The 21,558-nt window shown below is 31.1% G+C and carries 19 protein-coding genes and 2 tRNA genes; 15 read left to right on the forward strand and 6 right to left on the reverse strand.

The window, feature by feature from the left end; translation table 11 throughout:
* Positions 1-10 precede the first annotated feature (10 nt).
* Complete coding sequence (gene clpB / locus LCI24_RS08095) at positions 11-2,614, forward strand: ATP-dependent chaperone ClpB (RefSeq protein WP_274639926.1); 2,604 nt, start codon at positions 11-13, stop codon at positions 2,612-2,614.
* 141 nt (positions 2,615-2,755) lie between these two features.
* On the forward strand, positions 2,756-3,184 hold the full coding sequence (locus LCI24_RS08100; RefSeq protein ID WP_274639927.1) for an Hsp20/alpha crystallin family protein: 429 nt from the start codon (positions 2,756-2,758) through the stop codon (positions 3,182-3,184).
* Between the two features lie 90 nt (positions 3,185-3,274).
* Here LCI24_RS08100 and LCI24_RS08105 read toward each other — a convergent pair whose 3' ends face one another.
* Positions 3,275-4,003, reverse strand: a complete 729-nt coding sequence (locus LCI24_RS08105) for a DUF6503 family protein (RefSeq protein ID WP_274639928.1) — start codon at positions 4,001-4,003, stop codon at positions 3,275-3,277.
* Positions 4,004-4,136: 133 nt separating this feature from the next.
* Positions 4,137-4,772: an OmpW/AlkL family protein gene (locus tag LCI24_RS08110; RefSeq protein ID WP_274639929.1), complete on the reverse strand. Its 636-nt coding sequence runs from the start codon at positions 4,770-4,772 to the stop codon at positions 4,137-4,139.
* Positions 4,773-4,893: 121 nt separating this feature from the next.
* Between LCI24_RS08110 and smpB the strand changes: the two genes are divergently transcribed.
* From smpB to LCI24_RS08135, 5 genes are all read left to right on the forward strand, one after another.
* Entirely contained in the window at positions 4,894-5,352 is a 459-nt protein-coding gene (gene smpB / locus LCI24_RS08115; protein WP_099214355.1) for an SsrA-binding protein SmpB, read from the forward strand.
* Entirely contained in the window at positions 5,352-6,248 is an 897-nt protein-coding gene (locus LCI24_RS08120) for a UbiA prenyltransferase family protein (RefSeq protein ID WP_274639930.1), read from the forward strand. Before smpB ends, LCI24_RS08120 begins: the two co-directional genes overlap by 1 nt.
* Positions 6,235-6,816, forward strand: a complete 582-nt coding sequence (locus LCI24_RS08125; protein WP_274639931.1) for a Maf-like protein — start codon at positions 6,235-6,237, stop codon at positions 6,814-6,816. Before LCI24_RS08120 ends, LCI24_RS08125 begins: the two co-directional genes overlap by 14 nt.
* Positions 6,817-6,870: 54 nt before the next feature.
* Positions 6,871-7,821 (forward strand): transketolase family protein, encoded by a 951-nt coding sequence (locus tag LCI24_RS08130; protein ID WP_274639932.1) that lies wholly within the window; start codon positions 6,871-6,873, stop codon positions 7,819-7,821.
* Between the two features lie 110 nt (positions 7,822-7,931).
* Complete coding sequence (locus tag LCI24_RS08135; protein WP_274639933.1) at positions 7,932-8,543, forward strand: porin family protein; 612 nt, start codon at positions 7,932-7,934, stop codon at positions 8,541-8,543.
* A gap of 69 nt (positions 8,544-8,612) precedes the next feature.
* Here LCI24_RS08135 and LCI24_RS08140 read toward each other — a convergent pair whose 3' ends face one another.
* Positions 8,613-9,482, reverse strand: coding sequence for an FKBP-type peptidyl-prolyl cis-trans isomerase (locus LCI24_RS08140; protein ID WP_274639934.1), 870 nt, complete (start codon positions 9,480-9,482; stop codon positions 8,613-8,615).
* 79 nt (positions 9,483-9,561) lie between these two features.
* Here LCI24_RS08140 and LCI24_RS08145 point away from each other — a divergent pair, with 79 nt between their 5' ends.
* Both LCI24_RS08145 and LCI24_RS08150 read left to right on the forward strand, forming a co-directional pair.
* Positions 9,562-9,951, forward strand: coding sequence for an RNA-binding S4 domain-containing protein (locus LCI24_RS08145; RefSeq protein ID WP_274639935.1), 390 nt, complete (start codon positions 9,562-9,564; stop codon positions 9,949-9,951).
* A gap of 30 nt (positions 9,952-9,981) precedes the next feature.
* Entirely contained in the window at positions 9,982-10,485 is a 504-nt protein-coding gene (locus tag LCI24_RS08150; RefSeq protein WP_274639936.1) for a phosphoribosyltransferase family protein, read from the forward strand.
* Here the strand turns inward: LCI24_RS08150 and LCI24_RS08155 are convergent.
* Complete coding sequence (locus LCI24_RS08155) at positions 10,477-10,998, reverse strand: shikimate kinase (protein WP_274639937.1); 522 nt, start codon at positions 10,996-10,998, stop codon at positions 10,477-10,479. The genes LCI24_RS08150 and LCI24_RS08155 overlap by 9 nt on opposite strands.
* A 107-nt stretch (positions 10,999-11,105) precedes the next feature.
* Here LCI24_RS08155 and LCI24_RS08160 point away from each other — a divergent pair.
* Positions 11,106-11,178: transfer RNA gene (locus LCI24_RS08160), tRNA-Lys, on the forward strand.
* A 38-nt stretch (positions 11,179-11,216) separates the two neighbouring features.
* Positions 11,217-11,299, forward strand: a tRNA-Leu gene (locus tag LCI24_RS08165).
* A gap of 88 nt (positions 11,300-11,387) precedes the next feature.
* Here the strand turns inward: LCI24_RS08165 and LCI24_RS08170 are convergent.
* Positions 11,388-13,106 carry a thiol-activated cytolysin family protein gene (locus LCI24_RS08170; RefSeq protein ID WP_274639938.1) on the reverse strand — a complete coding sequence of 573 codons (1,719 nt, stop codon included), beginning with the start codon at positions 13,104-13,106 and terminating at the stop codon, positions 11,388-11,390.
* A gap of 223 nt (positions 13,107-13,329) precedes the next feature.
* Here LCI24_RS08170 and LCI24_RS08175 point away from each other — a divergent pair, with 223 nt between their 5' ends.
* The 4 genes from LCI24_RS08175 to LCI24_RS08190 all read left to right on the forward strand — a co-directional run bounded on the left by LCI24_RS08175 (position 13,330) and on the right by LCI24_RS08190 (position 20,501).
* Positions 13,330-14,112: a carboxypeptidase-like regulatory domain-containing protein gene (locus LCI24_RS08175; RefSeq protein WP_274639939.1), complete on the forward strand. Its 783-nt coding sequence runs from the start codon at positions 13,330-13,332 to the stop codon at positions 14,110-14,112.
* A 79-nt stretch (positions 14,113-14,191) separates the two neighbouring features.
* Complete coding sequence (locus LCI24_RS08180; protein WP_274639940.1) at positions 14,192-15,643, forward strand: S41 family peptidase; 1,452 nt, start codon at positions 14,192-14,194, stop codon at positions 15,641-15,643.
* A gap of 111 nt (positions 15,644-15,754) precedes the next feature.
* Positions 15,755-19,423, forward strand: a complete 3,669-nt coding sequence (gene purL / locus LCI24_RS08185) for a phosphoribosylformylglycinamidine synthase (RefSeq protein WP_274639941.1) — start codon at positions 15,755-15,757, stop codon at positions 19,421-19,423.
* 652 nt (positions 19,424-20,075) lie between these two features.
* A complete protein-coding gene (locus tag LCI24_RS08190) occupies positions 20,076-20,501 on the forward strand; it encodes a helix-turn-helix domain-containing protein (RefSeq protein WP_274639942.1) in 426 nt (141 codons plus the stop codon).
* A gap of 284 nt (positions 20,502-20,785) precedes the next feature.
* Here the strand turns inward: LCI24_RS08190 and fabG are convergent, their stop codons facing one another.
* The gene (gene fabG, locus LCI24_RS08195) at positions 20,786-21,532 is read right to left on the reverse strand and encodes a 3-oxoacyl-[acyl-carrier-protein] reductase (RefSeq protein ID WP_121146887.1); all 747 of its coding nucleotides are present in this window, start codon (positions 21,530-21,532) and stop codon (positions 20,786-20,788) included.
* Positions 21,533-21,558: the final 26 nt, after the last annotated feature.

Here is a 21,558-nt window from a genome sequence, read left to right on the forward strand (position 1 = left end):
ATAAAACGATATGAATTTTAACAATTATACAATAAAATCACAAGAAACCATACAGCAAGCGCAACAATTAGCGCAAAGTTATGGTAACAACCTTATAGAAAATGAGCACATTTTCAAAGCTTTATTTTTAGTCGATGAAAATGTACTTCCTTTCATTTTAAAGAAACTTAATATAAATGTCGATGTTATACAGCAAGTATTAGATAAGCAATTAGAAAGTTTTTCTAAAGTTACTGGTGCTGATTTAATGCTTTCTCGTGAAGCTAATAAAACATTAAATGAAGCATCTATCATCGCTAAAAAAATGAACGATGAATATGTATCTATTGAACATTTAATCTTAGCTATTTTTAAATCTAAAAGTCAAATAGCACAAGTATTAAAAGACCAAGGTGTTACTGAAAAAAGTTTAAAAGCAGCCATTGAGGAGTTACGTAAAGGAAATCGTGTAACATCACAAAGTGCCGAAGAGACATACAACTCTTTAAATAAATATGCTAAAAACTTAAACCAGTTAGCACAAGATGGAAAATTAGATCCTGTAATTGGTCGTGATGAAGAAATTAGACGATTACTACAAATTTTATCGCGTAGAACTAAAAACAACCCAATTCTGGTTGGTGAACCTGGTACAGGTAAAACTGCAATAGCAGAAGGGTTAGCACATAGAATTATTAGAGGTGATGTTCCTGAAAATCTAAAAGAAAAACAAATTTTCTCCTTAGATATGGGAGCGTTAATTGCTGGAGCTAAGTATAAAGGTGAATTTGAAGAGCGTTTAAAATCTGTAGTAAAAGAAGTTACAAAGTCTGAAGGAGACATCGTGTTATTTATTGACGAAATCCACACTTTAGTTGGTGCAGGTGGTGGTCAAGGTGCAATGGATGCTGCTAATATTTTAAAACCTGCTTTAGCTCGTGGAGAATTGAGAGCTATTGGAGCTACAACTTTGGACGAGTATCAAAAATATTTTGAAAAAGATAAGGCTTTAGAGCGTCGTTTTCAGAAAGTAATGGTAGATGAACCTGATACTGAGAGTGCTATTTCTATTTTACGTGGTATTAAAGATAAATATGAAGCACATCATAAGGTTCGTGTTAAAGATGAGGCCATTATTGGTGCTGTAGAATTATCTCAACGCTATATTACAAATCGTTTTTTACCAGATAAAGCGATTGATTTAATGGACGAAGCAGCTTCTAAATTACGTATGGAAATTAATTCTAAACCAGAGGAGTTAGATGTGCTAGATCGTAAAATAATGCAGTTAGAAATCGAAATAGAGGCAATTAAACGTGAAAATGATGAAACTAAACTAAAATCTTTAAATGCCGATTTAGCTAATTTAAAAGAAGAACGTAATGAGATTAATGCAAAATGGCAATCAGAAAAAAGTGTTGTAGATACCATTCAGAACTTAAAGACTGATATTGAAAACTATAAACTTGAAGCTGAAAAAGCTGAGCGTAATGGTGATTATGGTAAGGTAGCTGAATTGCGTTATGGTAAGATTAAAGACGCACAAGAAGAGCTTGATAAACAACAAGAAGTTTTAGCTAATCAACAAGAAAACTCTTTAATTAAAGAAGAAGTTACCTATGATGACATTGCTGAAGTTGTAGCTAAATGGACGGGGGTTCCCGTAACTAAAATGTTACAGTCTGAACGTGAAAAGTTATTACTTTTAGAAGATGAGTTACACAAACGAGTAGTTGGTCAAGAAGAAGCCATCGAAGCCGTTTCTGATGCTGTACGCCGTTCTAGATCTGGTTTACAGAATCCTAATAAACCTATCGGCTCTTTTTTATTCCTAGGTACAACAGGAGTTGGTAAAACAGAGTTAGCAAAAGCACTTGCTCAATATTTATTTGATGATGAAAATGCTATGACTCGTATTGACATGAGTGAATATCAAGAACGTCATTCAGTAAGTAGATTAGTTGGTGCACCTCCTGGATATGTTGGTTATGATGAAGGTGGACAATTAACTGAAGCTGTTAGAAGAAAGCCGTATTCGGTTGTATTGTTAGATGAGATTGAAAAAGCGCACCCAGACACCTTTAACATCTTATTACAAGTACTAGATGAAGGTAGATTGACTGACAATAAAGGGCGTGTTGCTGATTTTAAAAACACTATCATTATTATGACCTCTAATATGGGAAGCCATATTATTCAAGAGAAATTTGATAATATGAAGGGAGACATCCATACAACTATGGACTTAGCAAAAACAGAAGTTTTAGGGTTGTTAAAACAATCCGTAAGACCTGAATTTCTGAATAGGATTGATGATATCATTATGTTCACTCCATTATCTGAAGGTAACATTAAAGAAATTGTAAAACTACAATTGAATAGTGTTAAAAAGATGATTGCACAACAAAATATAACATTTGATGCTACTGATGAAGCTATTGCTTACTTAGCCGTAAAAGGATATCAACCAGAATTTGGTGCACGTCCTGTAAAACGTGTAATTCAAAAAGAGGTTTTAAATCAATTATCTAAAGAAATATTATCAGGAAGAATAACTACAGATAGTATTATTTTACTAGATGCTTTTGATGATAAATTAGTCTTTAGAAATCAATCTGATTTAGTAGAAAAATAATTCTATATAAATATCTATAAATCAATTCAAAAAGTGACATTTTTTTCGTTTTAAATAATGAAAAAATGTCACTTTTTTTAATTGGTATTTTTTTTGAGTTATAATTATTAAAATTAATGTTTAACTAAAAAATGTAAAGTTATGTTATTAAAGAGCACTGATTTTCCAGCATTACCAAATGTCTTTAATGATTTTTTTAGAGACTGGTCTACTTCAAATTTCTCGGATACAAATACTACATTACCAGCTGTAAACATTAAAGAAAATGAAAATGAGTTTACAGTTGATGTAGCTGCTCCTGGTATGAATAAGGAAGATTTTCAAGTAAACCTTGAAAATGATATTCTAACTATTTCATCAGAAAGAAAAGAGAATAAAGAAGACACGAACGACAACTATACACGAAAAGAATATAGTTATATGTCGTTTAAAAGAAGCTTTACACTACCTAAAGGTATTGTTGATAGTGAAAAGATTAAAGCTACCTATAAAAATGGCGAGCTAAAAATTAATATTCCAAAATTAGAAGCCGCAAAACCTAAACCTGCGAAACTAATTACAGTTGAATAAGTTAATTTTGTAATATCTTTTTTTAATTTAAAAAACCGAGTGTTCTTAAAAAGTCACTCGGTTTTCTATAGCTTTTAGTTACTAAAAATTTTAAAAAGTATCTACTTGTATATCTTCTAAAACGATTTCAGATAATTTCTTCAATTTACCTTCTTCGTATAATTTATCAATAGTAAAAAAATCAATATCTTTATCTGTAGGCTTGTAATTATTATAGTCAACAAAACGAATTCCTTTCACTATTTTTTCTTCTTTTACATCTCTAAAACGTACTCCTCCTCCATTTGTATGGTATTTGTACGCTAAGTAATTTAATTGAAAGTTATCTTTAGCAAACCAATAAATAAATACATCATCAAAATCTTCTCCCCCCCCCTCTTCAGTAAAAGTAACTCTAACCTTATAATATTGTTTTCCTTTAATAGTAACATCTTCAAGTAACTTTTTTTGAACAGCCTTATCATTTAACCCAATGGGTAATACTGAAAAATAATGAACTGAATTTACGGAGTTACTATAACGATTTTCATCTTTTTTAGATAATTCTATTAAACTATCGTTCACAAATCGTTCAAAAGCATCATTTGACAATATATCCTTTATTGTTACAGAATCATTTTTTATAACTCTAACTAGTTTAAATGTTCCTTTATCTCTAGTCGCTTCGTAGTGGTTTTTTCTAAAATTAAAAGATATAGTAGCGTTCTCTATTTCATTCAACTTAGAGTGCTCTATTGACTTATCAATTACTTCTTGGGCGGTAAATTTTGGTTTACACGAAACTATTAATAATAATAGAAAAATGTATAAATGTCGCATATAATTTTGTTTGTGTTCGTCGTTTATTAGCTAACAAATTTACACGTATTCATTAATTTTAATTGTTAAGTTTTACACAAAAAAATAGAGCTACGTAATTGTAGCTCTAAAAAAGGGGATTATAATTTATCGGTTAAAACCTCATGCCTACGCCAAAACCAATAAGTAAAGGGTTAATATCTACTTCTGCTGGTACTGTTGCTACACCTGCATTAACAGAAACATCTGTACTTAATCCTATATACTTAGCATCTACGTTTAAAAACCAAGTATCATCTAAATCATAGTCAAAACCTAATTGTAGTGCATACCCAAAACCATTTTCATAATCTACATCTACTACAGCTCCTGGATCAGCATTGTAAAAAATAGTATAATTAACACCCGCTCCTACATAAGGCTTAAAATCACTTATATTAAAATGATATTGTAATGTTAGTGTTGGAGGTAACAACCATACATCTCCTAAATTAACGTTTCCTAAAGCTGTATTTACTGCTTTTACATCATGGTTTGCTGTACCTAAAATTAATTCAACTGCTATATTTTCAGTAAAATAGTACGTAAAGTCAAGTTCAGGGATAAAACTTTTACCTATTTCAACATCTCCTCCAATAGTACCAATTGTTGCTGATTCGTTAGGTAAAACACTTACCCATCTAAAGCGCGCTTGCCATTTTTTAAAATCATTTGTCTTAGTAGTTTCCTGAGCATTTACATTACTAAAAAATAATGTTCCTAATACAATACTTAATATTATTTTTTTCATGATTATAAGTTTAAATTTTAAGCAAAATTACATTCCGCTCACTCCATAAAACATGACTTAAATCATAGCTTAATAATTTTATTTAACAACTTAAAATTATAGTTATATTTGTGTTCTATTTATGCAAAAAAAGATCAACATACAGAATAAAAAAGCTCGTTTCGAATACGAGATAATAGATAAATACACAGCAGGAATTCAACTCACTGGTACTGAAATTAAATCTATAAGACAAAGTAAGGCTCGAATTACGGAAAGCTTTTGTGAATTTAATGACAAAGGAGAGCTTTTTGTGGTAAACATGTATATTGAAGAATATGCTTTTGGAAACCATTATAATCACAAACCTAAAAGTGAGCGTCGTTTATTGTTAAATAAACGTGAATTGAAAAAACTAGAAAAAGAAGTTGAAGCTAAAGGTAGTACAATTGTTCCATTACGTTTATTTATTAATGAAAATGGTTGGGCAAAACTAGATATTGCTCTTGCAAAAGGAAAGAAAACTCATGATAAAAGACAAAGTATTAAAGATCGTGATAATAAGCGTGATTTAGCCCGAATTAAAAAGGCTTATAATTAATGAATGATACTTTTTTAAATATCATACAATGGAAAAAAATTATATACTTTATTTTTATCCTATTCTTATTTAAGTTTTCTTTTTTACATGGTTATGGTTTTAAAACAACTCTTTCTTTCCTTGATTTAGGTTTGTTATCTATCTCTAGTGCTTTTTTACTAGCTTCTGGTTACTTGACCAGTTTTTTCTTTAGAAACACACAAAAAAAAACTAGACTCCCTTTACAAAAAGTAAAAAATCTATCCATTTACTTAATGCTAATAGGCATTATTGTAGGGTTATATTTATCTATAAAAGTAAACAAAGCTTGGTATGGACTTATATTTATAGCCTGCCCTATTATTGTATACCTTTACTCTAAAAACAACACTCAAAAAACTTTTTTTAGCAACATTGTTACGTCTTTTCTAAAACCTTTTGCACTACTTACTCTTTGGTGGTTTGATTTTCCTCTTAATTTATCGATAGAGCAATGGGAGTTGTTTTACGACCTTCAACTAATAACTATTGCTTATGTAACCATCTCTTTTTTGAGTAATATCGTTGTTGAAATAATTATTGATATTATTAACGTAAATCAAGATAATTTAAACAAACAAAATACCCTTCCTGTTTTATTAGGACGAAAAAGGGCAAAAAACATTGCTTTAATGCTCTCTATAATAGGTTGCTTATTTGTATTTTCAATAGCAATTTCTTTTATTAAAAACAAGTTCATTTTCTCAACAATTATGTTACTAGGAACAATTCCTGAGCTATACTTTATTTACCGATTAATGCTAGCTTCTGAAGCTAAGGACTATAAGGCTTTGCATAAAATTAGTTACGTTAATTTCCTTTTAGCCCTCTTAAGTGTTCCTACCATAGGTTATTATATAAAATATGTTATCAACTAAACTATCAAAATACTCCATTATTCTTGCTTCAAATTCACCTAGAAGACAAGAATTAATAAAAAGTTTAGACATTCCTTTTTCTATTAAAACAAAGGAAGTTGAAGAAATCTATCCTAAAGAGCTAAAACATTCAGAAATAACTGATTTTTTAGCTGATTTGAAAGCTACTCCTTTCAAAAAAGAGTTAAAAGAAAACGAGTTGTTAATAACGTCTGACACTATAGTATGGATAAACAAAAGAGCTTTAGGAAAACCTAAAAATTATGATGAAGCATTTCAAATGCTTAAAGAGATATCTAATAACAAACATGAAGTTATCACTTCTATATGTATTACTGGTAAATCATTTCAAAAAACGGTGAATGATACCACTATTGTTAATTTTAGGGAACTATCGGACGAAGAAATTAACTACTACATAAACACTTATAAACCTTTTGATAAAGCTGGAGCTTATGGTATTCAAGAATGGATTGGTAAAATAGGAATTACTAAAATTAAAGGAAGCTATTTTAACGTTATGGGATTTCCTATTCATAAACTTTACAAAGAATTATCAAAATTGTAGCTTTACATCTATATAAAAGATTATTTTTGACGCGTATTTACACAACACAAACTGATGAAAAAATATACTTATACTGAAAAAAAAGATACCCGTTCTGGGTTTGGTGATGGTTTAACTGAATTAGGACAAAAAAATCCTAATGTTGTAGCCTTATGTGCAGATTTAACAGGTTCATTGAAAATGAATGAGTTTGCTGAAAATCATCCAGAACGTTTTTATCAAGTAGGAATTGCTGAAGCAAACATGATAGGAATTGCAGCTGGATTAACAATTGGAGGAAAAATTCCTTTTACTGGTACATTCGCTAACTTTTCTACTGGTAGAGTTTATGACCAAATTCGTCAATCAGTTGCTTATTCTGATAAAAACGTAAAAATTTGTGCTTCTCACGCTGGATTAACTTTAGGTGAAGACGGAGCAACACACCAAATTTTAGAAGATATTGGATTAATGAAAATGTTGCCAGGAATGACTGTAATAAACACTTGTGATTATAGCCAAACTAAAGCTGCAACTTTAGCAATAGCAGAACATGAAGGTCCTGTATATTTACGTTTTGGGCGTCCAAAAGTACCGGTATTTATGACCGAACAACCTTTTGAAATAGGAAAAGCTATTCAACTTACCGAAGGTAACGATGTTACTATTGTTGCTACTGGTCATTTAGTTTGGGAAGCCTTACAAGCTGCTGAGCAATTAGAAGCCAAAGGTATTTCTGCAGAAGTAATAAATATTCATACAATCAAGCCATTAGATGAAGAAGCTATTTTAAAATCTGTTGCCAAAACAGGATGTATAGTTACTGCTGAAGAACATAATAAATATGGAGGCTTAGGAGAAAGTGTTGCTCGCTGTTTAGCTACTAATGTACCTACTCCACAAGAATTTGTTGCTGTAAATGATAGTTTTGGAGAATCTGCTACTCCAGATGAACTAATGAAAAAATATGGCTTAAATGATGAAGCCATAGTAAAAGCAGTTGAAAAAGTTATTTCTAGAAAATAAGAATATAAGCACTCAAACAATAAATACATCACTTTTTAAGTTTAAAGTGATGTATTTTTTTTATAAAAAAGTAAATATTTAACCCAATTTAACAGTGTAAATTAATAACAATGAAAAAAGCAATTTTTATTTTATGCCTTCTAATAGGAGGCTCTCAATTAGTGCAAAGCCAAATCCAAGGAGGTATAAAAGGTGGTATCAACTACAACTCTGATTCTTTTTCTGATGTAAAAGACGACGTCTTTAATGGAGCTAAAAGTAAAACAGGTTTTCATGCCGGTGGTTGGTTACGTATAAAATTACCTGCTACAGGTTTATATATTAGACCTGAATTGGTATATACGCAATTAAGCAACGAAGTTTCTTATGAGCCTTCTGGTTTTACTGCCAAAACTACCACCTATGAAATTCAAAAAATAGATATTCCTGTTTTATTAGGATTCAACTTTTTAAAGGTAGGACATGTTTTTGCTGGACCTTCTTTTCAGTATATTTTAGATTCTGATTTTAATATTGAAGATCTTAAACAAGTAGATTCTGATGGTTTTTCTGTTGGATTACAATTAGGTGTTGGTGTTGAGCTTGGTAAATTAGGATTAGATGTACGTTGGGAAAGAGCTTTGTCAGATACTGAAGCCGAATTTGTAGACTCTAATGTTGGAAACGTAAATTTTGATACTCGTGTAAATCAAATTATTGTTGGTTTATCATATAGATTCTAAAACATTTTAAAGTTAAATACAAAAAAAAACCGAAGTTAAAACTTCGGTTTTTTTTATAACTTTTTATATCTAAAAAATGTCTCTATTTAAATAATCAGGTACATTAGGTTTATTTGGGTCACTAAAATCGTTTGCTGGATTTCCGTCTCCATTTTTGTCCTCATCTTTTGATAAAACACCGTCACCATCATCATCAGTATCTAAATAATTAGGCACACCGTCTCCGTCTGTATCATCATTTCTGGGATTTCCATCTCCATCTGGATCTTCGTTGATGGAAGCTACCCCATCTTGATCCTCATCAGTATCTGGAACCAAATCCCACAACTCGATATAAAACATCAATAAAGAATTTGGGGCTATAGTAGTTGTTCCTCTATTTGCATAAGCTAATCCAGAAGGTATAAACAAAATTCCTTTTCCTCCATTCTCATAATTAATAGGTCCATCATTTGTTACATTGTTTCCTCCTTTAAAATGAATAAAACTATAAGTCCAACCTCTAATAACATTGTTTAAAGAAAACCATGCAGTGTTTTTATCAAAATCTGGACTTAAACTGTCTTTTCTAACGATTCTTTGTCCCCTATATTTAGCATAAACAGAGTCCATTACCGTTGGAAACCCTTTGTCCTCATCTGGAGTACCTACTCTATTTACATAATAATAAAGTTTATAATTAATATCATTTTCAGTTACTTCTTTAGTCACCAACTTATCATCATCAAATAATGATGTTTCATTATTGGTAATAGGTTTAACTGAATCTAAAACCTCATTATAATAGTTATTCTTCAAAAATGTAACCAAAGAGTCATTATCAATTATAGCTTGTGCCTCATGGTCAAAATTATCAACGGGTGAATTGCTATCACTTCCACAAGCGTATAAAAGAGTACCTACAATGGCAGTACAAAGTAAATGTTTAAATTTTATCATTTAATTCTGAAATTTTAACGCGCAATTTACCATTTTTATACCTTTGTAAAAAACGAAACGATAAAAATTAACTTTTTATATGAGAATTGACAAATATTTGTGGTGTATTCGCTTATTTAAAACCCGTAGTATTGCCACAGATGCTTGTAAAAAAGGGCATGTTAAAATAGAGGGTACTAACCTTAAACCTTCAAAAGAAATATTTGGTAATGAAGAAATTACCATCCGTAAAAACCAAATAAATTACAAAATTAAAGTTATAGACATCCCTCCTAACCGCGTTGGGGCTAAATTGGTTGATTTATACAGAAAAGATTTAACCCCTAAAGAAGAGTTTGAAAAAACTGAGTTATTAAAATACGCTAAGGACTATTATCGTAAAAAAGGAACTGGACGTCCTACAAAAAAAGATCGTCGTGATATTGACGATTATTATGACGATTCTAATAAAAATGATGTTAATTTGTAATTCCAAATTAAGTTAAAATTAGCTAATAGAATGACTGAAGTAAATAATATCATCTTAAACAATACTCAGGTTGAACAAAAAATTCGTCGAATAGCCTTTCAAATCTATGAAAGTAATAGTAACGAAACGGAAATTATTATTGCTGGTATTGCTGATAATGGATATTTTTTAGCAGAAAAAATTTCAACTGTTTTAAGTCAGGTTTCTCCTATAAAAGTAACATTATGTAAAGTTTTTATTGATAAGAAAAAACCAATCAGTCCAATCACTACCTCTATAAGTAGTAAAGAGTACCAAAATAAAGCATTAGTTTTAGTCGATGATGTTTTAAACTCAGGTACCACCCTTATATATGGTGTTAAGCATTTTTTAGAAGTCCCTTTAAAACGATTTAAGACTGCTGTGTTAGTAAATAGAAACCACAAAAAATATCCTGTTAAGGCTGACTTTAAAGGTCTATCTTTATCTACATCTATTAAGGAACATGTAGTTGTTGAATTCAAAGCTAATGAAACAATTGCTTATTTAACTTAAAATTGATTGTAAACTATCCATAATTTCGTCAATACTTTTATCATCTACGGCTATCTTATATTTAGCTTGATTATAAAAATAGCTTCGTTCAAATAAGTGTTTTGCAACGAATTCTGCCAACTCTTCTTTATTATTTAAGCGAGCAACTAATGGACGTTTACTTTTTTCCTTTGTTAGCCTGTCTACAATAGTATTTATACTCGTCTTTAAATACACCGACCTCACGTCGTTAAAACTTAATAACACATCCATATTTCCTGCATAACAAGGTGTACCTCCTCCTAAAGACAATATAAAGCTCTTTTCTTGCTCCAAAAGCTCTTTTAAATATATATGTTCTTGCTTTCTAAAATAAATCTCTCCTTTCTGTTCAAAAATCTCAGAAACTGTTTTTTCTTCTTTTTTTTCGATATACTCATCTAAATCAACAAACGGAATTTCCATTTTTTCGGCTAAATTTCGTCCAATTGTCGATTTTCCACTCGCCATATATCCTAATAATACAATTTTCATAAACTAGTAATTAAGCAGTTACAAATATGAGTAAAAAATATTACAAAAAAGCTTTTTTGATTTAAAGAACAGTTGTATATTTGCAACCGCTTTCACAAAGAAGCAATGACCGGGTAGCTCAGTTGGTAGAGCATCTCCCTTTTAAGGAGAGGGTCCTGGGTTCGAGCCCCAGCCCGGTCACAAAAAGTTAAGCATTCCGCTTAACTTTTTTAGTTTATGCACGTATGGCGGAATTGGTAGACGCGCAGGCTTGAGGGGCTTGTTTCCAACGGAAGTGCAGGTTCGACTCCTGTTACGTGCACAAAAAAGCACAATACATTTTTGTATTGTGCTTTTTTTATTTATATAAGACAAGGAGACTAAAAAAAACCTCCTTGTGTTTAAGTTATTTAATTTAATATATATGTGTTATAGTCTAAATAACAAGTATCATCTTGAACTATAGTCCTTACTCCATTCCATGTTTGATTATGAAAACCATCTCCTACTGTATAATTATCTACATACGGATTGTGTCTTGTATAATCTTCCCATTTTTTTGAACTAAGATTATACTCATACTCATTATAAGCCTTTGCTCCATCTCTATAAACATAACATCCAGAATCACATTCTCCTATTACAGAAACTATTCTAAAACGTTCACCTGCTTTAGCCTTTACCATAAAGTCAATTACTTTTCCATCAGCTACACTTCTTTTTTCGCCAAATCTATAATAGTCTAAACCTACATGCTCTTCAATTCCGTACCCCCAATAAATTTTCTTTCCTGTTAAATACCAAGATCCTAGTTCTTGGTCATACTTTTCTACATAAAATCTACCGAAAAGCTCAGCTCCACTAGTTCCATGATCACTTCCATATAGAGCTACATTAGTTGGGTCTACTCTTATTTTATCATAATATACTAAATCACATTCTTTGATAATATACTCTAAATTTGAACTTACTTTAAAAGGTCTGTTATCGTAAGTGTAATTTACTTTATAAGAAATCGGATACCCTGGATTATCAACTGATACCTCCGCTCCTTCTTTCAGAAAATCAACAACCCTATCTAAATTATTAGCCATAGCTGCTAAAGATGATGCTATTCCAGAAGTAGCATTTCCTCCCAATTGCTTAACTTTAACAGTAGATTCACTAAAAATTGATTTATACCTAGCTTCTAATTCTGCATTCACTTCTGTTCCTACTGATTTATAAGCAAAATTCAGAGCTGCTTCAACTTCTTTAGCACTACTACTAGATTCATAAATTAACGTATACAGTTTACCATAAGTTACTGATTCTATATACGAAGATGGGTTTTGTTGATCTTCACTTACCTCTAAATAATCAGTAACATAAGGTTTTAACCTCTCTGGGGAAACATTATTATTTAACCAACCATTCTTTCCTATAATTCCTTCTTTAGGAGATACTGAAGCTGTAAAAAAACGTTGTTTCAAAGTAACTGCATATCTAGTTTTCTGGGTAGAGAAGTCTAACCCAAAACTACCTGACACATTTACACTAGGTCCAGAATATCCTGCATTTAAAGATAATTGAAATTGTTTTTCATCATGAATTCTTTGAATACTAATATCAAAACTAGCAGGAAAATTAGCTTCACTCTTATAGTAAGCATTTAAAATAGAGTTTAAATTATCTTGAACTTTTCCTGGTGTTGGTTCTTCAATTGTTCTTGATGTAGAAGCAGATGTTCCTGACAACACATTTACTCTTACCTCTAAAGGATTCCTATCTTCTCCAAAAATAGGTATAGACACTGGGGCTCCTTCTTGTATAGATCTCGCAGCTACCAAATTACCAGGCCATAGTAAAGAACTATTTGCATCCAAAATAAAGAAATCTGAATCTGTTTGAGTAAATGACACTTCTTTATCTACACAATTCTCTTCTACAGCTACTCCTTTAGCTCTGGAAAAAGTGTTATCATATAGTTCATTAATATTTAAATTATGAATACCATCTGGTGTATCCGGTGTTATAAATTGAGCTACTTGCTCTTTACTAGAATTTATTTCAGAATTATGTAATAGATCGTCGTTTTGACATGAAATAATTGAAAAGAGGGTTAATCCAAGTATTTTTAGATTTTTCATTTATTTATTTTTTAAATTTAATATTGTACTAATTAAGACCTCGAGGAGTAATTAAACAATCTCAAATACGTTTCCCCTACTTTTTTATTTATTTTTTTAAATTATCTCTACTTATTTATGTTTTTATTTATTAATTATCATTAAAAAAACACACACAACAAAACAATAATTAATTTCACAAATTATTAACGAGTACAAAGCCTATTATTCTTATTTTCGCTTTATGCAAAAACAATTATTATTCTTAGTAGCAATAGTATTTAGTATATCTATTCAAGCACAAGACAAACTAAAAGGACAAATAATAGACTCCGAGTCTAAAAAGCCTTTGAGTGCGGCTCATATCTTAAACCTTAACAGTGTTGTAGGTACTATAACAAATGAAAAAGGCCTTTTTGACCTTGTTGCACAAGCAAATGATACTGTATTGGTTTCTTATTTAGGGTACTCCTCAATAAAACTAAAAATTACAAATGATCTTTTAAAAGGGAATGAAGTTGTAATCTCTTTAGAAGAAAAACCAGAAGAAGTAAAGGAAGTAGTTATTAAATCTACTGAACTTATCGGAGTACTAGAAGTAGATATTAAACAAGTTCCAAAAGACCGTTTTACAAGAATACATATTAATGGACTTCCTCAAACTTATGAAGTTGGAAGACCTCAAAAAATCTCCTCTCCTATTGCTAAGTTATTAAACCCAGTTGACTTAGTATATAACCTCTTTGGTAAAAAGCCTAAACAGCTAAAAAAACTTAAAAAACTTAAAAAGGAAGATGATTTACGAAAAATGCTAGCAGGTAAGTTTGATCGCGAGGTTATGATGGAATACCTAGAAATGGATAGGGCTGAATTAAATAAACTACTGTCTGATTGCAACTACTCTGAATATTTTATAAAAAAAGCTAGTGACTTGCAATTAATAGAAGCTGTCTTGAACTGTTATGAAAATTATAAAACAACAAAAAAAGGAAAAATAGAGAGGAATAGAATACCTGATAAAAATTGATTTTTATGTTAAAAAAGTAGGGTAACTCATATTTTATCTGTTATATTGTTTATAGATTAACAAATAATTACATTAAATAATGAGAAAAATTATATTACTATCTTTTGCTTTTACGCTTTTTTTAAATTGTAGCAAGGATGATGAAATAGCTGAACCTGCAGAAAATGTCACACTAAACAACAAAGTAAACAACTTTGTATGGAAAGCAATGAATTCGTGGTATAATTGGCAAGAGGAAGTTCCTAATTTATCAGATAGTAAAGATGATAACATTAATGATTATTACACTTACTTAAACTCCCATAGTACTCCTAGTTCTTTATTTGAAAGTTTAAAACATGCTGATGATGATTTTTCATGGTTTATAGAAGACTATGTTGCACAACAACAACAATTTCAAGGAACTTCAAAAACTTTTGGTTTTAGACCTAGTCTTGTTAAAGTTGGTACTACTGATTATGTTGTGATATATATAGAACATGTATCAAAAGGTTCTCCTGCAGATTTGGCAGGATTTAAAAGAGGAGATATAATCAATGCTATTAATGGGACTGTAATGACCGTTAGTAATTATAAAACCGTACTTAACGGATATTACCAAGAAACCTCTGAATTTTCTTTTACAGAAAAAGATGGTACAATTCTAAAAGAAAAGAAAACTATAACACAAGCTGTCGTATCTGATAACCCAGTACATTTGACTAAAGTTTTTGATAATATTAATGGTAAAAAGGTTGGTTACTTACTTTACAACGGTTTTAGGTCATCATATAATGATGAATTAAATGCCGCTTTTGCTGAATTAAAGTCTGCAGGCATTCAAGAACTCGTACTGGACTTAAGAATTAATGGAGGAGGATCTGTGGAAACATCTGCTTATTTAGCTAGTATGATACATGAAGAAGCAGGTAAAGATAAATTTGCTGAATTGAAATTTAACAAGAAACACGCTCAATACAATGAGCCTTATTATTTTAATAATACTTTAAATGTTTATGGAACTGATGGAAAAAAGACTAGTGAAGAAGCTATAAATAGGTTATCAGGTATAAACAAATTATATGTTTTAACTTCTGGCAGTACTGCATCAGCAAGTGAAATGATTATAAATGGATTACGTCCTTTTATTGAAGTTAAGTTAATAGGAACTAAAACAGTAGGTAAAAATGAAGGGTCAATAACATTATATGACTCACCTACTAGTGATTATACTAATGTAAACGCAGCCAACTCAACTCATAAAATGGCTATGCAACCTATTGTTTTTCAAATATACAATAAACTTGGGCAAAACGATTATGGCGATGGATTTGAACCTAATATTTTAATTGAAGAATGGAAGTACTGGGATAATATTTTACCTTTTGGAGACGAAAATGAAATAGTCTTAAAAACAGCTTTAGATGATATAAGAGGGGTTTCTGCTAAGTCATTGTACGAAATAAAAAGTTTTGAACATATTAAAACAAATATATCAACCAATAAGTTCGAACAAGAAATGTATGTTGATAGTCATTATTTTAACAAGTAATATAATGTAAGAAAAAGCAGCAAAATTTTGCTGCTTTTTTTATGCTTCTATTTCATCCAAAAGAATTAAATTTACGCCTTTAAAACAACACACAAACACAACTATAACATAATGATTCATTTCTTTGGAAACGTAAACAGTAAAATATTTGCTGTTCAAACAACAGAAGAATTAACATCTGAAACAATTTCGAAGTTAACTTGGTTATTTGGCAACCAACCGAAAATAAACGCGGCGTCTCTTGACGCCTTTTTTGTTGGGCCTAGAGCAGCTATGATTACTCCTTGGAGTACAAATGCTGTTGAAATTACCCAAAACATGGGTATTTCTGGAATCATCAGAATTGAAGAATTCGAAGCAGTTACTGACGATTTTTCTGATTTTGACCCAATGATTTCTCAAAAGTTTAGTGGATTAAACCAAGAAACTTTTACTATCAATATTCAACCTGAACCAATTCTAGAGATTGATGACATTGCTGCTTATAATGAGCAAGAAGGGTTGGCTTTAAGTGATGAAGAAATAGCTTATCTAGAAGAAGTAGCTGCTAAAATTGGTAGAAAATTAACAGATTCTGAAGTATTTGGATTCTCTCAAGTAAATTCAGAACACTGTCGTCATAAAATTTTCAATGGAACTTTTGTTATTGATGGAGAAGAAATGCCTACTTCTTTATTCAAGTTAATTAAAGAAACATCAAAGCAAAATCCAAACGATATTGTATCTGCTTATAAGGACAATGTTGCTTTTGTAAAAGGACCAAAAGTGGAACAATTTGCTCCGAAGAGTGCAGATAAACCAGATTTTTACGAAACAAAAGAGTTTGAATCTGTTATTTCATTAAAAGCTGAAACACACAACTTCCCTACTACTGTAGAACCTTTTAATGGTGCAGCTACAGGGTCAGGTGGAGAAATTCGCGATAGATTAGCTGGTGGAAAAGGATCTTTACCATTGGCTGGAACTGCTGTTTATATGACTTCTTATTCTCGTTTAGAAGAGAATCGTCCTTGGGAAAAAGGAATGGATGAACGTAAATGGTTATACCAAACTCCAATGGATATCTTAATCAAAGCATCTAATGGAGCTTCTGATTTTGGTAATAAATTCGGTCAACCATTAATCTGTGGTTCTGTCTTAACTTTTGAACATGAAGAAGATGCTCGCAAACTTGGTTTCGACAAAGTAATCATGCAAGCGGGTGGTATTGGATATGGTAAAAAAGAGCAAGCATTGAAAGATACTCCACAAGAAGGAGATAAAATAGTTATTCTTGGAGGTGAGAACTACCGTATTGGTATGGGAGGAGCTGCGGTTTCTTCTGCTGATACTGGAGAATTTTCTTCAGGAATAGAATTAAACGCTGTTCAGCGTTCAAACCCAGAGATGCAAAAACGTGCTGCCAATGCCGTTCGTGGTATGGTAGAAAGTGATGAGAACTTTATTGTATCTATTCACGATCACGGAGCTGGTGGACACTTAAACTGTTTATCTGAATTAGTGGAAGATACTGGTGGAAACATCGATTTAGATAAATTACCAGTAGGTGACCCTACTCTATCTGATAAAGAGATTATTGGTAATGAATCTCAAGAGCGTATGGGATTAGTGATTGCTGAAAAGCATATTGATACTCTTAACAAAATTGCTGAGCGTGAACGTTCACCAATGTACACTGTTGGTGATGTTACTGGTGACCACCGTTTTACTTTTGAATCTAAAACCAACGGTAATAAACCGATGGATTTAGCTTTAGAAGATATGTTTGGTAGTTCTCCTAAAACGATTATGACTGATAATACCGTAGATCGTAATTACGCTGAAGTTGAGTATTCTAAAGAAAATTTCACTAACTACTTAGAACAAGTTTTACAATTAGAAGCTGTTGCCTGTAAAGATTGGTTAACAAATAAAGTTGACCGTTGTGTTGGAGGAAAAGTAGCTAAGCAACAATGTGTTGGTTCCTTACAAATTCCATTGAACAATGTAGGTGTGATGGCGTTAGACTATAAAGGTAAAGAAGGTATTGCTACTACAATTGGACACTCTCCTATTTCAGGATTGATTGATCCAGAAGCAGGAAGTAAAAACTCAATTGCTGAAGCATTAACTAATATTGTATGGGCCCCTTTAAAAGACGGATTACAATCGGTTTCATTATCAGCAAACTGGATGTGGCCTTGTAAAAATGAAGGAGAAGATGCTCGTTTATACAAAGCGGTAAAGGCTGTTTCTGAGTTTTCTATTGATTTAGGAATCAATGTTCCTACAGGAAAAGATTCTTTATCAATGAAACAGAAATACCCTAATGAAGAAGTAATTTCTCCAGGTACTGTAGTTATTTCTGCTGCAGCTAACTGTAACGATATCAATAAAGTTGTAGAACCTGTTTTACAACCAAACAAAGGAGATATTTATTATATCAATTTATCACAAGATGAATTTAAATTAGGAGGAAGTTCGTTTGCGCAAATAGTAAACAAATTAGGTAACTCTGCTCCTACTATTGCTAATAATGAATTCTTTAAATCAGCATTTAATGTTTTACAGAGTTTAATAAAAGAAGGAAAAATCGTTGCAGGACATGATGTTGCATCTGGAGGATTAATTACTACTTTATTAGAATTGTGTTTTGCAGATGTGAATGTAGGTGCTAATTTAGATTTATCTACTTTAAAGGAAACTGACAGTATTAAATTATTATTTGCTGAAAACTCAGGAATTGTTTTCCAATCAGTAGATTCTTCTGTAGAGCAAATTTTAGCAGATAATAATATTGAATTCTTCAAAATAGGTTCAGTAACTGAATCTGACAGATTAAATATTAAAAACGGAACTGATATTTTTGCTTTATCTGTTGCTGAGCTAAGAGATACTTGGTATAAGACTTCTTATTTATTAGATCAAAAACAAACAGCAAACGGTTTAGCTAAAGATCGTTTTGATAATTATAAAAACCAACCATTAAAATACACATTCCCAACTAATTTTACAGGAGAATTAGCTGATACAGTTGGTACTGTAACAACTAGTAGACCAAAAGCTGCAATTATTCGTGAAAAAGGTTCTAACTCTGAACGTGAAATGGCAAACGCTATGTATTTGGCTGGTTTTGATGTGAAAGATGTTCACATGACAGATTTAATTTCTGGTCGTGAAACTTTAGAAGATATTCAATTCATTGGTGCTGTTGGAGGTTTTTCTAATTCAGATGTGTTAGGTTCTGCTAAAGGATGGGCTGGAGCATTCTTATATAATGAAAAAGCAAATACTGCTTTGAAAAATTTCTTTAAAAGAGAAGATACGCTTTCAGTTGGTATTTGTAACGGATGTCAGTTGTTTATGGAATTAGAACTTATTAATCCTGAACATAATGAACATGGTAAAATGCTTCACAATGAATCTAAAAAACACGAAAGTTCGTTTACATCTGTAAAAGTTCAAGAAAATAATTCAGTAATGTTATCTAGTTTAGCGGGAACTGAATTAGGGGTTTGGATTTCTCATGGAGAAGGAAAATTCAATTTACCAGAAACTGAAAACAATTATAATATTGTTGCGAAGTATGGTTATGAAGGATATCCTAATAATCCAAATGGATCAGATTATAACACAGCAATGCTATGTGATAAGACTGGTCGTCATTTAGTAACTATGCCACATATTGAGCGTTCTACTTTCCAATGGAACTGGGCTAACTATCCACAAGACAGACAAGATGAAGTTTCTCCTTGGTTAGAAGCTTTTGTGAATGCAAGAAAATGGATAAAAAATAAGTAGAATACTACATTCTCAACTACAAAAAGCACTCTGTAAATAGGGTGCTTCTTTTTTTTACAAAAGTAAACATAAAGATCGATAATTTACATTTGTTAACTACAAAACAGTCGTTACAATTGTAATTATCTTCCACAATTATATTTATAAGTAAAGTATTCTACATCTATATAAACATAGCTACCTCTTTATGATTATCAGTACTTATAAATATCAGCAGTTTAAAGTATTTATATAAGCTTTATAATTTTTATATGCTGATTTTTAAGATTCTGAAGTTTATTTTAAAAAGAAACTATTATTCCTGATATTCTGGCTCTATTCTGTTGTTTACAACCTATTAAATAGGCATCAATAACTGTAAAATGAAGCTTTAACTGTTAGTTTTTTAGTGTGTTAACATAGGTAAACAACAGAAATACTGGTATTTTACATATTACAATTGTAATCATGTCTTTTTATTTGCAATATAACTTTTTCTTATAAACCTATCGTAACTTATTATTTTTCAGTTGATTATTTGCTTTATGCTAAAGTTTTACATGAATACATGTATGGTAAATCTTAAAAAAATCACTCTTTTTCTTGTTTACAATTATAAAACAGTTTATATTTACAACTGTAAACAACCCCTAATGTTTACATAAGTAAACAAATGATAGAAAGACTAAAACAGATATTAGATTATTACAATTTATCGGCGTCAAGTTTTGCAGATAAAATTGATGTACCAAGGTCTAGCATTTCTCACCTATTATCAGGAAGAAATAAACCGAGTCTAGATTTTATTATAAAAGTTGAAACGGCTTTTGATGAAGTTGACCTTAATTGGTTAGTATATGGTAAAGGCTATTTTCCAAAAAATACAGAAAATCACAAAAAAGAGATAAAAATAGAGAAAAGTGAAGCTCCTTCTCTGTTTAATGAAAATCCTGTATTTGACCAAGAACCCGAAAAAAAATCAAATACGCAATTCTCAGAGAACCCTTCAAAACAAAAAGAATCTGCCGCTTTTAGAGAAATTAAAAACATTTTGGTTTTATATGACGATGGAACCTTTGAAGATTACAAAAAAAGATAATAGTATAAATGATTCCCTAACAATCCCCTAAGAATTTAATGTGCTATAAAATTCAAATAACCCCTCGGTATTTGTTTCCCCTTACAAACCGTTTGGATTTTATAAATCATTAATAACTAAACTCCCCTAAGACTTATTTCCCCTTTGAGTTGAGTTTAGAAATTGTCCCCCAAGGCAACCCCTCGTGCTTGCCCCCTTACAAGCAAATCAACCCCTTAAAATAGAAGAAGCCTGTATTATAAAAATAATACAGGCTTTTTTGATTTTATTTTTTTAAATAAATTCTATGTTAACATTCCTCCATCAACAGATAAGGTTTGTCCTGTAATGTAAGAACTCATATCTGATGCTAAGAAAACACAAGCATTAGCAATATCTTGTGGGGTGCCTCCTCTTTTTAAAGGAATTTCGTTTCTCCAACCTTCAACAACTTTTTCATCTAATTTTGCAGTCATCTCTGTTTCAATAAAACCTGGAGCAACAACATTACTACGAATATTACGAGAACCTAATTCTAAAGCTACTGATTTAGAGAATCCTAAAATTCCTGCTTTTGAAGCTGCATAATTTGCTTGACCAGCATTTCCTTTTAATCCAACAACAGAACTCATATTAATAATTGATCCTGCACGTTGCTTCATCATTGGACGAATTACTGCTTTTGTTAAATTGAAAACCGATTTTAAATTTACTTCAATTACTTTATCAAAATCATCTTCAGAAATACGCATTAACAAATTATCTTTTGTAATACCTGCATTGTTTACCAACACATCAATAGTTCCGAATTCTGCTAAAACATTTTTTGCTAACTCTTGAGCTGCATCAAACTCTGCTGCATTAGATTGATATCCTTTAGCGTTTACTCCTAATTCTTTCAATTCATTTTCTAAAGCAGTTGCTGCCTCAACAGAAGAGTTATACGTAAATGCAACATTACATCCTTGGTTTGCAAACTCTAATGCAATTCCTCTACCAATTCCTCTGGTAGCTCCTGTAATAATTGCTGTTTTATTTTCTAAAAGTTTCATTTATTAGTTGTTTTAATAGGGTCAAA

It is taken from the genome of Tenacibaculum larymnensis (assembly GCF_028829235.1).
Taxonomy (GTDB): domain Bacteria; phylum Bacteroidota; class Bacteroidia; order Flavobacteriales; family Flavobacteriaceae; genus Polaribacter; species Polaribacter larymnensis.